The 15424-nt window shown below is 38.8% G+C and carries 12 protein-coding genes; all 12 read left to right on the top strand.

The genetic code is table 11. The features are described 5' to 3' along the window. Window positions 1-2: 2 nt before the first annotated feature. The 12 genes from rfbG (at window position 3) to neuC (ending at window position 13685) form a co-directional block, all read left to right on the top strand. Window positions 3-1085: a CDP-glucose 4,6-dehydratase gene (gene rfbG / locus R8N47_RS13650; protein WP_102780283.1), complete on the top strand. Its 1083-nt coding sequence runs from the start codon at window positions 3-5 to the stop codon at window positions 1083-1085. Continuing rightward, a complete protein-coding gene (gene rfbH / locus R8N47_RS13645) occupies window positions 1085-2398 on the top strand; it encodes a lipopolysaccharide biosynthesis protein RfbH (RefSeq protein ID WP_102780284.1) in 1314 nt (437 codons plus the stop codon). The genes rfbG and rfbH overlap by 1 nt, the downstream gene beginning before the upstream one ends. Window positions 2399-2414: 16 nt before the next feature. Further along, on the top strand, window positions 2415-4121 hold the full coding sequence (locus tag R8N47_RS13640) for a thiamine pyrophosphate-binding protein (protein ID WP_318070311.1): 1707 nt from the start codon (window positions 2415-2417) through the stop codon (window positions 4119-4121). Window positions 4122-4152: 31 nt separating this feature from the next. Further along, window positions 4153-5130: an NAD-dependent epimerase/dehydratase family protein gene (locus R8N47_RS13635; protein ID WP_239912273.1), complete on the top strand. Its 978-nt coding sequence runs from the start codon at window positions 4153-4155 to the stop codon at window positions 5128-5130. A gap of 19 nt (window positions 5131-5149) precedes the next feature. Next, on the top strand, window positions 5150-6484 hold the full coding sequence (locus tag R8N47_RS13630; protein ID WP_102780287.1) for a hypothetical protein: 1335 nt from the start codon (window positions 5150-5152) through the stop codon (window positions 6482-6484). Then, the gene (locus R8N47_RS13625; protein ID WP_239912271.1) at window positions 6471-7391 is read left to right on the top strand and encodes a glycosyltransferase family 2 protein; all 921 of its coding nucleotides are present in this window, start codon (window positions 6471-6473) and stop codon (window positions 7389-7391) included. The genes R8N47_RS13630 and R8N47_RS13625 overlap by 14 nt, the downstream gene beginning before the upstream one ends. Before the next feature lie 479 nt (window positions 7392-7870). Beyond that, window positions 7871-8716 (top strand): glycosyltransferase family 52 protein, encoded by an 846-nt coding sequence (locus R8N47_RS13620; RefSeq protein WP_239912270.1) that lies wholly within the window; start codon window positions 7871-7873, stop codon window positions 8714-8716. Further along, window positions 8713-9504, top strand: a complete 792-nt coding sequence (locus tag R8N47_RS13615) for a glycosyltransferase (protein WP_102780290.1) — start codon at window positions 8713-8715, stop codon at window positions 9502-9504. Before R8N47_RS13620 ends, R8N47_RS13615 begins: the two co-directional genes overlap by 4 nt. Next, on the top strand, window positions 9501-10688 hold the full coding sequence (locus R8N47_RS13610; RefSeq protein WP_318070313.1) for a hypothetical protein: 1188 nt from the start codon (window positions 9501-9503) through the stop codon (window positions 10686-10688). The genes R8N47_RS13615 and R8N47_RS13610 overlap by 4 nt, the downstream gene beginning before the upstream one ends. Window positions 10689-10833: 145 nt before the next feature. Further along, on the top strand, window positions 10834-11520 hold the full coding sequence (locus R8N47_RS13605; protein WP_239912268.1) for a cytidylyltransferase domain-containing protein: 687 nt from the start codon (window positions 10834-10836) through the stop codon (window positions 11518-11520). Beyond that, window positions 11513-12556: an N-acetylneuraminate synthase family protein gene (locus R8N47_RS13600; protein WP_102780293.1), complete on the top strand. Its 1044-nt coding sequence runs from the start codon at window positions 11513-11515 to the stop codon at window positions 12554-12556. Before R8N47_RS13605 ends, R8N47_RS13600 begins: the two co-directional genes overlap by 8 nt. A 7-nt stretch (window positions 12557-12563) precedes the next feature. After that, entirely contained in the window at window positions 12564-13685 is a 1122-nt protein-coding gene (neuC, locus tag R8N47_RS13595; RefSeq protein ID WP_318070314.1) for a UDP-N-acetylglucosamine 2-epimerase, read from the top strand. The last annotated feature ends 1739 nt before the right edge of the window (window positions 13686-15424 follow it).

The following is a 15424-nucleotide window of genomic DNA, read 5'->3' as shown; positions in this document are numbered from 1 at the left end:
CGATGAATCCTAATTTTTGGAATGGCAAACGAGTCTTTGTTACCGGTCATACTGGTTTTAAAGGTAGTTGGTTGTCCCTTTGGCTTCAAGAGATGGGAGCAATTGTAAAAGGATACTCTCTTCCAGCACCAACAACCCCTAGTTTGTTTGAGGAAGCAAAAGTGTGGGAAAGTATGTCTACCGAAGAGGGAGATATTCGCGACTTTACCCACATACGCCAAGTGATGAATGATTTCAAACCTGAAATTGTTTTTCATATGGCTGCTCAGCCTTTGGTTCGCCGTTCATATGATGAACCAATGGAAACCTATTCGACCAACGTGATGGGAACAGTTTACTTACTTGAAGCCGTGAAACAGGTTGGCGGTATAAAAGCCGTTGTGAACATCACCTCAGACAAGTGCTATGAAAATCGAGAGTGGGTTTGGGGTTACCGCGAAGATGAAGCAATGGGCGGTTATGATCCATATAGCAACAGTAAAGGTTGTGCTGAACTTGTGGCTTCTTCTTATCGTCAGTCTTTCTTTAATGCCGATAAATACTCAGAGCATGGTTGTGCTCTAGCATCAGTACGTGCTGGTAATGTTATTGGTGGTGGTGATTGGGCAGCAGATCGTCTTATCCCAGATATTCTTCAGGCCTTTGGCGAAAATCGAAAAGTCGAGATCAGAAGCCCTCATGCTATTCGACCATGGCAACATGTTTTAGAGCCGCTATCGGGTTATATCACGATAGCAGAAAAGTTATACTTAGAGGGACCAAGCTTCGCCGAGGGGTGGAACTTTGGTCCTAAAGATGAAGATGCTCAACCTGTTGAGAGAATCGTCAACCACCTCACTCAATCATGGGGAGAGGGGGCTGAGTGGTTTTTGAGCCAAGAGGTACACCCTCATGAAGCGCATTATCTAAAACTGGATTGCTCTAAAGCAAAAATGCGCCTGAATTGGCAGCCAGTTTGGGATCTTGAAACTACTTTAGATAAAATCGTGAGCTGGCAAAAAGCTTGGCTTAATGGTGAAGACATTAAGACCTATACGATTAATGAGATAAAAGAATACATGACCGCAAGAGCAGGTAAAAAATAATGTCGAAAGAGCAATTAAGAGCACAAATTGCAGAACTTGTAGAGCAATACGCAGAGCTAGAATACGCGCCAAAAGAATTTATTGGCGGAGAAAGCGTAGTTCCACCTTCCGGTAAAGTTCTTGGCGCAAAAGAACTTCAATTGATGGTTGAGGCTTCTTTAGATGGGTGGCTAACCACTGGTCGTTTTAATGATGCATTCGAAAAGCGTCTAGGCGAGTACTTAGGTGTACCTTACGTGCTAACCACAACATCGGGCTCTTCGGCTAACCTTCTTGCGTTAACGGCACTAACATCCCCGAAATTAGGCGAACGTCAGCTAAAGCCTGGTGACGAAGTTATTACTGTTGCAGCGGGTTTTCCTACAACGGTAAACCCAACTATCCAGAATGGTTTGGTACCTGTATTTGTTGATGTTGATATTCCAACATACCAAATTAAGCCCGAAATGATCGAAGCAGCTGTTACCAGTAAAACTAAAGCGATTATGGTCGCGCACACTCTAGGTAATGTGTTCGACTTAACAGAAGCGCGCCGCGTAGCGGACAAATATAACTTATGGCTTATCGAAGACTGTTGTGATGCTTTAGGTTCGACATACAATGGACAGATGGTCGGTACCTTTGGCGATATCTCGACAGTAAGTTTCTATCCTGCCCACCATATTACTATGGGTGAGGGCGGTGCAGTATTTATGAAAGACAACGAACTACGTAAGTTAGTTGAATCTTTCCGTGACTGGGGGCGTGATTGTTACTGTGCGCCAGGCTGTGATAATACCTGTAAAAAGCGCTTTGATATGCAGTTAGGCTCTTTACCACAAGGTTACGATCATAAATACACCTACTCACATTTAGGTTACAACTTAAAAATCACTGATATGCAAGCGGCTTGTGGTCTCGCACAGATGGATCGAGTAGAAGAACTAGTTCAGAAACGTAAAGATAATTACACTTATCTACGTAATGGTCTTGCTTCATGTGAAGAGTTTATCATTCTTCCTGAAGCAACTGTGAATTCTGACCCATCATGGTTTGGTTTTCCAATTACAATTCGTGAAGACTCTGGTATTGATCGAGTAGACTTACTTAAGTTTATGGACCAAAACAAGATTGGTACTCGTCTGTTATTCGCAGGTAATCTAACTCGTCAACCGTATTTTGAGCATGTAAATTATCGCGTTGTTGGTAACTTGACCAACACTGACTTAATCATGAACAATACATTCTGGATTGGTGTGTTTCCAGGCCTAGGGAATGACCACTTGGACTTTGTTATTGAGAAGTTTGAAGAGTTCTTTGGCGTAAGTTTTTAGGATAGTTGGGTTATATATGAAAGCTTCAGATGCTGTAGCACACCTACTTTCACTTAATCACGTGACCGTAGGTTTCGAACTTATCGGTGGAATGATTGCTCACCTTGTTGATAGTATAAACGAGGTAGGGAAGACGAAACTCATTTCACTCCATCATGAGCAAGCTGCAGCATTTGCAGCTGGTGGCGTGGCGAGAGCAACGAACAACCAGCAAATCGGCTTAGCCTTGGGTACGAGTGGACCTGGTGCCACGAACTTGATTACCGGTATTGCGGATTGTTGGTTAGATAGCTACCCGTGTGTATTCATCACAGGTCAAGTTAATACTTATGAGTTGAAAGGTGATCGTCCAATCCGGCAACAAGGCTTTCAAGAACTAGATATCGTTAGCTTAGTTGGGACCATCACAAAGTACAGTGTTCAAGTGTCCGCAGTTGAACAGCTGTTATTCGAAATTCAAAAATCCATCAACATTGCACGAAGTGGACGCCCCGGTCCTGTGCTTATTGATATTCCGATGAATCTTCAGCGTGAAAGTTTAGTTATAACATTGGATGAGATTGAAGCCATAGCTCGAAATACTGATTTTCTTGAAACTAATACCGAAAAATATGACTTTTCATTCGTCGATCAGGCATTACAACAGGCTGAAAAACCATTGTTTATCATTGGTGGTGGCGCTTGCTCTGAGCCTGAATTTGATGCTTGGCAGAAGAAAGTGTCAGCCATGGGTATTCCTCATGTTTCGAGCTTGAAAGGGAGCGAGAAAACATCAAATTACCCGGGTTATTTGGGTATGTTAGGTGCCTATGGCACGCGTGCAGCGAACTACGCAGTGCAGAATGCTGATGTCGTTATTGTGTTAGGTAGTCGACTCGATGTTCGACAAACTGGCGCTAACACTGGAGACTTTGCTCGCAGTGCTAAGCAGATAATCCAAATTGATATTGATGAGGCTCAAATCAATAACCGTATCGAATCCACTCATAGCGTTATCGCGCCTTGCAATGACTTTTTTAGCCATTATTTGCTAGCAGACTACGACGTAAGTTGCTGCGATTGGCGCAATGAAGTGCAATCGATTTTTCAAGAAAAGTTTGTCGACGAATATCATGAGTATGATTTGACGCCGTTTCAGTTGGTTAAGGTTCTCAGTGAAAGCTTTGGTGGAAAAACCGTCCATTATGTGCCTGATGTTGGTAATCACCAGATGTGGGTTGCACACTCACTATTGTTGGAACCAAAACAAAAGATGCATCACTCAGGTGGCTTGGGAGCTATGGGCTTCTCATTGCCTACTGCGATAGGAATTCAAGTGACAACCGGTGAATATACTGTTTCTATATCCGGTGATGGAGGTATTCAACTTAACATCCAAGAGTTGGATATCTTAAATAGGGAGAAGATCCCTTTACTCGTGCTGGTGTTCAACAACAGATCGCTCGGTATGGTGAAAAACTTTCAAGATATGTATTTCGAGGGGCGTAACCAACCAACGTACTGGGACGAATTCTCCAGTTCATTCTTCAAAATTGGTCAAGCCTATGGCGTTGAATCTGAACTGGTTGAGAGCGAAAGTCAATTTAGAGAAGCGGTTATGAGTTATGTGAGTGACCCTAGACCGCTCTTGTTAGAAGTGTCTCTCAGTGGTGTAACTGCTTGCAAACCACGTTTAGCCTTCGGTAAACCAATTGATGAGCAGTACCCAAATGACAGCGAGTAGAAGAATTGACAAAGCTGATTTGGAGTTGATCGTGAGTAAACTGTCTTCTGTTCTGCCGCTATTTAAAAAGAAGAAGCTTTTTATCACAGGTGGAACAGGGTTCTTTGGTAAATGGCTATTAGAGGCGATCAACTATCTCAACTTGAACCATGAGTTAGAACTTGAGGCAACGGTTCTGACCCGCAATCCAGATCGTTTCGCTCTTGAGTATCCTCATCTTGCTTATGCTAAAGGTGTGAGCTTTGTTTCCGGCGATGTTCGAAACATTCCCGCAGTAGCAACAACGTTTGATTACATTATTCATGCAGCAACGGATGTACCAAGTAAATCCGTTTCGACTACTGATATAGAAGACGCAAGAAGCACGATACTAGACGGAATGGCGGAAGTCGTGCATTTCGCAAAATCAGTGAGCTGTAGGCGTCTATTGTTTACCAGCTCCGGTGCCGCTTATGGTCGAATTCCTCCGTCCGTATGTGAGGGCATAACCGAATCCTTTTCTGAAGGTGAGTTTATAGTCGAATCTGACGTTTATGGTCTATCCAAAAACAAAGCAGAGCAATACCTTAAAGAACATGCAACTTGTGATGTCGTAATAGCTAGGTGCTTCGCTTTTTCGGGGCCTTATCTCCCGCTAGATGGGAGTTTTGCGTTTGGTAACTTCATAGCTGACCGTCTTAATCAAAAAAACATTACCATTCAAGGTAATGGAAAAACAGTTCGTTCTTATTTGTATGCAGCAGATTTGGTTATCTGGTTGTTAACAATGCTTGTAAAAGGAAAGGACCGCTCCATCTACAATGTGGGTAGCGATGTGCCTGTTACTATTCGAGAGCTTGCCGAAAGTATTGCTAAAACGAGAACGGATGTGTCAGTCCTCGCTCCCGAAAGTCTGGGTTTCAATACTTACTTCCCTTCAATTGAAATAGCTCAGAAAGAGTTGGGCTTGAGAGTATATACGACTTTAAATGAAGCGATAGATAAAACTATTAAATATTATGTTAATTGATGTTCGTTGAATTCTCGTTATGGAAAAATACTTCGATAAGGCAGTTATTTACGCGATTGCTCAAAAGTTATGGCAGTCTCTTTCTGGAGCTCTAACCTTATTTTTATTACTAAACTATGTAACAGAAGTTGAGCTCGGCTATTATTATGCCTTTAGTAGCCTGATTGGTCTTCAAATGATTTTTGAATTAGGTCTGTCAACTATAGTAAGGCAGTTTATTAGTCATGAAGTGGCAAAGATAACTGTCAAAGATAGCTATTATTTTGGCAGGAGGCAATATACAAACCGTTTAAGTTGCTTGATAGTTAAATCTTTAATGGTTTACTTTGTTATCTGTATTCTTATTGTACTTATATTAATTCCGGCTGGTTTATATTTTTTTTCTAGCACAACAGAGAGCTACGATGTGACATGGAAAAATCCATGGATGCTTCTAGTCATCTTCGCAAGCATAAACTGTTTTATTACTATTGTAGTGTCTATATTAGAAGGGTTAGGCTACATTGCTAGAGTAAAGAAAGTTATTTTTCTAGCTACAATAGTTTCTAGTCTTGGAGTTTGGAGTACACTATATTTTGGTGCACCACTATACTCTTTAGTTATTCTGAACTTTGTAAATGCTATTTTTATTTCCATTTGGGTGGCTAGGAATCATACTGGATATTTCATTCAAGCATTCAGAAACTACAGAAGATGTAAGAGCATAAAATCCCCCCTCAGTTGGAGAAAGGAAATCTGGCCTTTACAATGGAAAATGGGTATTTCTTGGCTAGGCGGTTATTTTATGTTCTATATTATCAATCCACTAGCTTTCAAGTATTACGGACCTGAGTTTTCCGGTAAATTGGGTTTGCTGTTTCAAATTTCCAACTTATGTTTATCTGTCACTGCTGCTTTGGTTACAACAAAAATGCCAATGTTTTCAAGAATGGTGTCCTTAGGAAATATTAGCCAATTAGATAATTACTTTAATAGAGTGCAAATAATATCTTCCGCGGGATTTTTTCTATTAGGCACTATGGTATTTGTCTCTTTTCAAGCTGTAACATATTTCGAGTTGCCATTTTCCAAAAATATTCTTTCTAACAGTTATATTATTATAATTTTAATGATGACATTCGCTAGAAATCTTATAAATGGTCACGCATGTTACATAAGAAGTTTTAAATCTGAAAAACATGCATTGAACGCAATAATAACAGGAGTAGCTGTTGCTATAGTTTTACCTATAGTTGGAAAATTTTCTTCAAGTTTCAATTTTATTATTGCATACGCGAGTGTTGTGCTGTTGTTTTCTTATCCTCACTCTAGATATATTTTTACAAAATTTAGGAATAAACATGGAAAACCATAAGAAGCTCACAATTGCTATCCCTACTTTTAATCGATGCGATACTGTGACCAAAAACGTAAAAAAAATTTTAGAATCATGTTTAGACTTTGAAGTAATAGTTTCTGATAATTGTTCTAGCGATGGTACTTGGCACTCATTACAAAAAATTTCTGATGAACGTTTGAAAATAAACAGAAATGAACAAAACCTTGGCTTTACTGGAAACATTTTAAAATTGCTTGAAATGGCTAGCAACGATCATGTGTTCTTTTTGAGTGACGAGGATATTGTTGACTCGGAAAGTTTGTATGAAATATGGACTGGAATTGATCAAAAAGATAGTGTGGGTATCGTTTTTACAAATGTAAGCACGGAAAATGGGAATATGTATAACTTTTCCCCAGCACTAGTGACTGATTGCAACTATGCAATAGAGAAGTATGCTTTTACTCATTCCTATATGAGTGGAACAATCTTTAATAAGCGGTATATTGATATTGAAGGGTTCTTAAAGGCTATATCAGGAGAAAGTATTATTTTGTATCCTCATGAAATATTTGTGCTTCAGATACTTTCAAGAGGCGGTAACCTTGTTGTAGAGGATAGGTGCAGTTGCAATCAAGGCACATCCCTTGAATCAGATGTATATAAAACACATAGATATGATAGGTTTGATATGAGAGGAGAATTATTACTCCGATATATACGCGTGATTGATAAATTGAACCTAGAGTCTACAAAAATGGAATTTGTTTCTTCTTCTTTGGCATCTTTCTTTGCAAATGTAATAATCTATAATTTAAGAAACTCTAATTTAAGATATACTGGTTTAACTAGATTTATTCAAGATCTTTATAAGTCAAAGTTAACTTATTTAGTCATTATGGCTTTAGTGAAAAAAATCATCTATAAGATAATTAGAAAGTGAGCATTTACAGGATCTAAGTGGATTACAGTTTGTATATGTTTAATATACATGTATATATCAATCGCTAGTGGAAAATTACAATCACCGTGATAATGATTTAGATAATAGAACAGATTGTTTGAAAAAGGTTTTATATCTTAATTTCAATTAGGCGATATTTAATAGATGATTTTTAACAATAGTGAGATTGTGTTTTAAATTGGTGAGATTAATCTTTTGATGTGGTGATTTTATCTTTTTTGAATTAACACTAATCTCAAGATATAATTTCTAATTGGGTTTTTAGAGAAATAATGTTGACTAAGAATATAAGACAAAGCAAATTGGTTGTAGAGTCAAAATGCACCTCGGATTATAAAAATATAGTCTACGTAGACAGTTTGCACTCTCTGTGTCTATATTTATACCTTAACAAAGGGACTCGTAATACTCTTTTCGTCATTTATAGTGGCTTAGCTTCAATTATTAAAAAGGATGAGATGGAAAATTACCTGATACTTAATTCAGCTTTCAAGGTCTCAATTTTTTCAAAGGTGTTGCTTAGATACGGATGTATCCATGGGAAGTATAAAGAAATATCTAACTTTTTTAACTATCATGAAAATGTCTTTTTTGGTCACGATCATCTAGAGTTGTTTCCATTGTTTAAACGCATTGAAGACGTAAGGCTTTTAGAAGATGGCTTAGCAAACTATTTAGATAGGCCTGGAAATTTTCAAAATGAAATAAAAAAAATAGTTGGGTTAGATTATAAGCCATTTGGCTATTCAGACGTAGTTAATAAAGTGTACCTAATTAACGACAAGCCTTCGCCAAAAGTGATAGATAACAAAGCCACAAGAGTTAACGGCACTGACTTATATGATTACCTTGCGAGGGAATGTAAGATTTTTTCTACCAAGCCAAAATTAATATCTGATAAGTCCGTCGTTGTATTGACGCAACCCCTTAGTGAGGATGGTGTTTTAAGCGAAGGAGAAAAGAAACGCATTTATCAGTCGATTTGTGAGTATTTTATTAATTATACGTCTTATAAAGTGTGCTTAAAACTACACCCAAGAGATTCAACTATGTACGACATCGATAATGTTGAAATTTTGGAGTCAGGGGTTATTAGCGAACTTTATTACAATGATCCTAATGTTGAGGTCGTAGTATCTCTATTTTCAAGTGGGGCTATTGATAACAGTAACTCATTTGGTTGTCAATTTTTAACTATTGGCTGTATGTTTGACAAGAGACTCATTCATAGATTTGGAAAAATCAAAAGTGATAGTAGCTCATACTCAATTGAAATAAATTGCATTCTAAGAGGTGAAAATTGATTTCCTATTTTAAAAAGATTGTTTTGTTTGTACTTTCTTTTATTAAGCTAGATGTATACAAGCACACATTTAAAGGGCGGCTTGTAACGAGAGAGCAGCATGATTCGAATTCAACACAGAACTATCTGAATATCAACAAAAAATCTAATTTATCACCTTCTTTAGCTGCAATATATAGAATAAAAAATGGTTCGGCTTATATTGAAATGTCGATACTATCAGTTTGCACGCTTTGTAAAGAAATAATAGTAGTTGATAACGGTTCTGACGATAATACATTGTCGATTGTAAAGAGATTGCAAAATGAGCTAAAGGATATTTGTGAAATTAAAATCTTTTCCTATGATATATCTCCAATATTGGCTGGTGAAGGATATTATGATTCAGTTAGAGAGGAGCCTGAGCGTTCATTGGCAAAGTTTTATAACTATTGCTTTTCTTTGAGTTCGTGTGACTATTTAATGAAATGTGATGCGCACTACGTATTCACACCTAATGGATTAAATTCAATTCAAAAGAAGATGAATTTGGGTTGTGATATTATTCGATATAGAGGGGTGGAAATAACTGGGGGATATATTACACATGAGCCTTTTATATTCAAAAGAGAACTTGACCACAGTTTTATTGATACTGAATATTATGAGAGGTTAATGTTACCTTCGCAGAGTTTTTTTAATTATTGTAAAGGCTTTATAGTTGCTCCTTGTTATATACATGTCAAAAGGTTGGTTTTTGCTAAGTATATTGGCTCGGCAGTCAAGCCAGTCAAGAGGTTATATAAATGAATCCAGCTGAAGCAATAGTTTCTTCTTCTGGTGTTTTACTATGCCTTTTTATGTCATTATTATTGAACAAAGGGAAGTTAAGATATGAATACATGATTTTTTCGTGTTTCTTAGTGACACTCACGTTGTTTGGTAGACTTAATGTAAATATGTTGTCACTAGTTCTAGTTCTCGGTCTATTCTTAATGTATGGAACAATGTGTTTTACTAGACCAATGATATTTAAGTTAGTTTTGTTTTTTCTTTCGAGCATAATCTTTTGTGGTCTCTCTATTACACACGAAGCGACGATATTGGAAGCTTTTTTCAAAGCGGTCAAGGTCTTTGCTATATTTTTACCACTATTCTTTATAAATGATAGTAGTAGGTTTGATGTGTTGAGTATTATAAAGTCATTCGTAATAATAACCCCGTTTTTCGGTGTTATATATCTTTGGATTGTTGGTTGGGATAATGGTATTTATAATACCATACGATTTAGTGGGTTTTTGAATGATTCAAACTACTTTGCGTTAACTTCTCTATTATTTCTAATGTATTTAGATTTTTCAGAACTTAAATCTACAAGATATAAAGCAGCACTTGTGCTCTTTATTTTTGCTAGTCAGTCTTTTTCCATTATAATCCTTCTTGTATTGTACGTAGTCTTAAACTCCTTTAAAGATATCAAGTATAATGCTTACTTTTGGTCATTCGCTATTGCTATAAGTTATATACTTTTGATGTTTTATCTGAGTGCCATGCTTGACTTGAAGCCAAACGATGACTACCAGACCAGTGCTGTATCGTATAAATTAAACTCTATAATTTTTAGATTGATGGCTCAATTATCTGCTGTTTCGATGATGATTGATGATACGTCTATAATACTCTTTGGCTACGGGGGCGGAAAAAGTATAGAGGTTTTTGGTAAGGTACTACATAATTCATATATGCAGATGTTGTTTGATAACGGCGTTTTTTTGTTGTTCTTAGTTATCTTTTCTATCTCTTACTTCGCGAAGAGGTTAATGATTCCATTTTCTGTGTTCATAGTTTTGCTTTTCGTAAATCTAATTTTTGATGCAGTCTTTATGTTTTATATCACATTCTTCTTTATGTGTTTTAGCAGGAGAAAAGTTATTAATAGTGAAGATGTCAGCAATAATTTACATCGCTCCATCCGACCTAGGCTTTTAATTTGATTACATTTTTATTTTATTATCTTAATCAGTCATGTACAATTTGGGTCGTGTTCATGTAATAGCCTTTGGGCTGGAGCATTGATAATTGAACTCGTTGGACTGATTTAATTTACCGACTAAAATTCTAGAGTGGCAGAGGTGTTAGATGTCAAACTGTGCGCTTATCACGGCTAGAGGTGGTTCGAAAGGGCTGCCGAGAAAAAATGTACTTCCGTTGAAGGGTAAGCCTGTCATCGCCTGGACGATTGAGGCGGCCCTCGAGTGTTCACAAATTGACCGTGTGTTTGTAACGACGGATGACCAAGAAATCGCCGATGTCAGTCGACAGTTCGGTGCTGAGGTACTTAACCGACCTTCACATTTGGCAACTGATGAGGCGACGAGTGAGGCCGTGATCAGCCACGCTATTGCTGAGCTTGAAAGGACAGAGAACATAACGACGATAGTGTTGTTACAGCCCACGTCCCCACTTAGAAGCTCTTTGCATATTTCAGATGCGCTGAGTCTTTATTACGAGAAGGGCGCAACATGTACGATAAGCGTCTTTGAACCAGGTCATTGCCCAGCGAAAGCTTATCAATTAAACGAAAACGGCACGATAAGTGGTCTTTATGGGGCGGCTGCTCCTTACACTCGACGACAAGACTTGCCTACGACTTATCAACCTAATGGTGCTATTTACATCTTCTCGGTAGACAGTTTTAAACAGTTTGATCAAATTCCAAGAGAAGGTGTGTATCCGTATGAAATGTCTGAAAAACAATCAGCGGATATCGACAGATTAGAAGACTTATTAAACATTGAAAGAATAATGGAAGATGACCATGAGTAACCCTGTATTTGAAATCTCTGGCCGAAAAATTGGTCTGGACTATGAGCCACTCGTTATCGCTGAAATCGGTATCAACCACGAAGGCTCACTAGATGTAGCTAAGCAAATGGTCGATGCGGCGATTGAGGGTGGTGCGGAAGTCATTAAGCATCAAACGCACGTGGTTGAAGACGAGATGAGTGCGGAGGCCAAGAATGTTGTTCCGGGCAATGCAGATGTATCAATATATGAGATCATGGAGCGCTGTGCTCTAAACGAAGAAGATGAAACGACGCTAAAACAGTACGTTGAATCAAAGGGGGCTATTTTCATTAGCACGCCGTTCTCTCGTGCCGCGGCTTTACGATTGGAGCGTATGAACGTTCCCGCTTACAAAATTGGTTCAGGTGAGTGTAACAACTATCCACTTCTTGACCTGATTGCTAGCTTTGGCAAGCCGATCATACTCAGTACAGGTATGAACGATATTCTTTCTATCGAAAAAGCGGTCAGCATCTTTAGAAAACACAACACTGATTTTTGTCTGCTGCATACGACAAACCTCTACCCTACACCGGATCACCTAATTCGTATCGGAGCTATGAGCCAGCTCCAAGACGCGTTCCCAGATGCAGTGGTTGGACTTTCGGACCACAGTATCGATAACCTTGCTTGCTTAGGTGCAGTTGCTGCAGGAGCTTCTGTATTAGAGCGACACTTTACCGACAGTAAGAATCGTTCGGGACCGGATATTATTTGCTCGATGGATGCAAATGAGTGTGCAGAGTTGATTGCTCAATCTAAGCGTATGGCACAGATGCGTGGTGGTAAGAAAGAAGCTGCAAAAGAAGAGCAGGTCACGATTGATTTTGCTTACGCGAGTGTCGTTACGATCGCGGAAATTAAAGAAGGTGAAACTTTTACACGTGATAATCTTTGGGTAAAACGCCCTGGTACCGGTGATTACTTAGCAGAAGATTATGAATCGCTTATTGGCAGTGTTGCTAAGCAAAATATACCCGCTGACGTCCAGCTCAAAAAAGAACACGTGAAGTAAGTAAGCTATGAAAAAAATATTGTTTTTGACCGGTACGCGAGCGGATTTTGGCAAATTAAAAAGCTTGATAGCCAAAGTCGATCACCACTCTCAATTTGAGGCTCACATTTTTGTGACGGGGATGCATATGATTGCTAAGTATGGCATGACAGCCAACGAAGTTAAGAAAGCTGGCTTCAACTCGCTATATCAGTACATTAACCAGAACGGTCATGACTCGATGGACGTTGTGCTTGCAAAAACAATTCATGGTTTATCCGATTATGTCAAAGAGCTTAACCCAGATATGATCGTCGTCCACGGTGATCGTGTTGAAGCGATGGCTGGTGCTATCGTGGGTGCGCTAAATAATGTTTTGGTGGCACATATTGAGGGCGGTGAAGTCTCGGGGACTATCGATGAGCTGATCCGTCATTCAGTATCCAAAATGTCTCATCTGCATTTTGTCTCAAATGGTACTGCGAGACAGCGATTAATTCAGTTAGGAGAGGCGGATAGTAGTATTTTTGTCATTGGCTCTCCTGATTTGGATATCATGGTGTCGCCTAGCCTTCCTTCGCTGGACGAGGTCAGAGCTAGGTACGAAATCCCTTATAAGCAATATTCTGTCTTTATGTATCACCCAGTAACCACAGAAGTCGACCTCTTGCCTGACAGAATTAGTGAGGTAGTCGATGCCTTGATTAAAAGTGGCGATAACTATGTTGTTATCTACCCAAATAATGACCATGGTTCAGACGTTATTTTGGAAGAACTGAAGAGGCTTGAGAACCGAGAGCAGTTTAGGCTGTTTCCAAGTGTTAGATTTGAACATTTCTTGACTCTTCTCAAGCATTCCGAGTTCATGATTGGAAATTCTAGCGCTGGTGTTAGAGAGGTACCGTTCTATGGAAAACCTTCGATAAACTTAGGTACAAGGCAAAATATGAGGTCTCAAGCAAAGTCGATCATCAATGTGCCAGAAAAACAAGACGAGATTTTGACTGCAATCAGCAAGGCAAAGGTCAGCACCTACAGCCCTGAGCAAGAGTTTGGTGCTGGAAATAGTGATGAGCTTTTCATGAATGCGCTTTTGTCAGATGAAGTTTGGAGTGTGAGTAAGCAAAAAGTATTCATCGATAAAGTTTAGTTTCAAAACTAGGAACCCTAAATAGGTGTAGCAGGAATATCGCATTAATGTGCCTATTTTTAAAGGTTTTTTTCAAGGGTCAGGTAGGTGTGTTTGAACTTTTTAAAGCAAGAAATGAGCTTTAGGGAGGCATTCAACGCAAACGAACGAGGCGTGCAATGGACGTAAATTATTTAAGCAAGGTTCTCAGAGTTCTTGAATGGCGGGGATGTTCATGCGACTTCCGTGATAGGTGCAGAGCCTTCTGTTGATGGTCCTTACAACAACGTATCATTCTAGTTTGGAGTATCCGCTCAATACTCAGCAGATCATGAGCGGATATAGCTTAATAAATATCATACGGCATTATAGTGAGATGTCGTACAGTATAGATTTTCGCCAAAAAGTTTTGGCTCAAAATAAAAAACACTCCCTGACTTTTTCAGCAATTAAGTCAGTACATCGATGTTTCTATTCACACTCTATTTCGTTGGAGTCAGAATATTGTCCCCGTACTTACGCGTAATTAGACGCGTAATTAGCCATCAACTAAGATAGACATGGCGGTTTTGATTAAAGTTGTTAAGCAACGACCTAATGATTATCTGTGGGAAAGAGCGAAGCGTTTGGGTGTGACTCAGCATGTATTCATTATGCGCTTAAGCGTGCAAAAGTTAGCTATAAAAAATGCTAAAACACCCTAAAGTCGACAAGATGAAAGAAGAGTGCTTTCTGCAAGGAATTAATGAGTACTAGGCATCAGGAAGAACAATTATATATCTTGATGAAAGCAGTTTTGCCTTTCATGCCTAGAACTCAAAGGTGTTGAAATATAGGCACGCGCTGCTTTGGAAAGCATAATTGGCAAGCTAAAGGGTGTTTAAATGTAATTGGTGTAATAGTAGATATGAGCATGATTACTGTAGGTCTTTTCCCTTGGTGCATTAGCGCAGACGTATTTCGTGCTTGAATGACTCAGGAGGTACTTCTAAAACTCAAAAAGGAAAGTACCATTATGATAGGAAATGCTAGCTTTCACAAAAGAGAAGATACTTTGGGTTCGATTGCAGAACATAGATGTATAGCTGAGTTTTGCCTCCTTACGGTTCAGATTTAAATCCAATCGAAAAGAAATGGGCGCAGATAAAGTCTATACGAAGAAAGATGCGGTGTGGTATCGATAGGCTGTTCAAGGAACATATTGGCTATGTCATTTTATATTGATCCGGCTATATGATTACTTCCGGCACATGTTCACGGAGTTTCCGAAGCATTCACTCGCCGATGATATATCGGACCTGATGCCATGGAACATTGAACTGAGTGACGTGGAATAAGATTTCACCAGCTTATTTAACGTTTACCTATAAATGCCATATATGACACGCCATTTTCGAACAGGTGAATAAAAACTCTCTTTATAATTAGGGGGTTAAGCCCTTCTTTTATTAAAGAATCAACGAAGTTACGAGCATGTTGTTAATATAGGATATAATTTCAGTACGAAATAAATTATAATCCTCGACTTGTTAGTAATTGGCTAGTCGAACATATAAAATATCCCATTCTATGACAGACAGTATCAGCAACACGCTTCAAGAACGAGAAGCCCCTGAATTATCTAAGAATAATTCAATTAGCATTGCATCAGCGTTGGACGAATTAGCTGCAGGCACACAAGATGCTGAGGGATCCCCTCATAATTTCCCCAAAGCACAACCATGTTTGAATAGATTTTGAGCAAGCAGGGTTGCAGCCGC

Source organism: Vibrio sp. 2132-1 (assembly GCF_033344315.1).
Note: the sequence above shows the minus strand (reverse complement) of the source record. Positions and strands in the feature narration are given on the sequence as shown.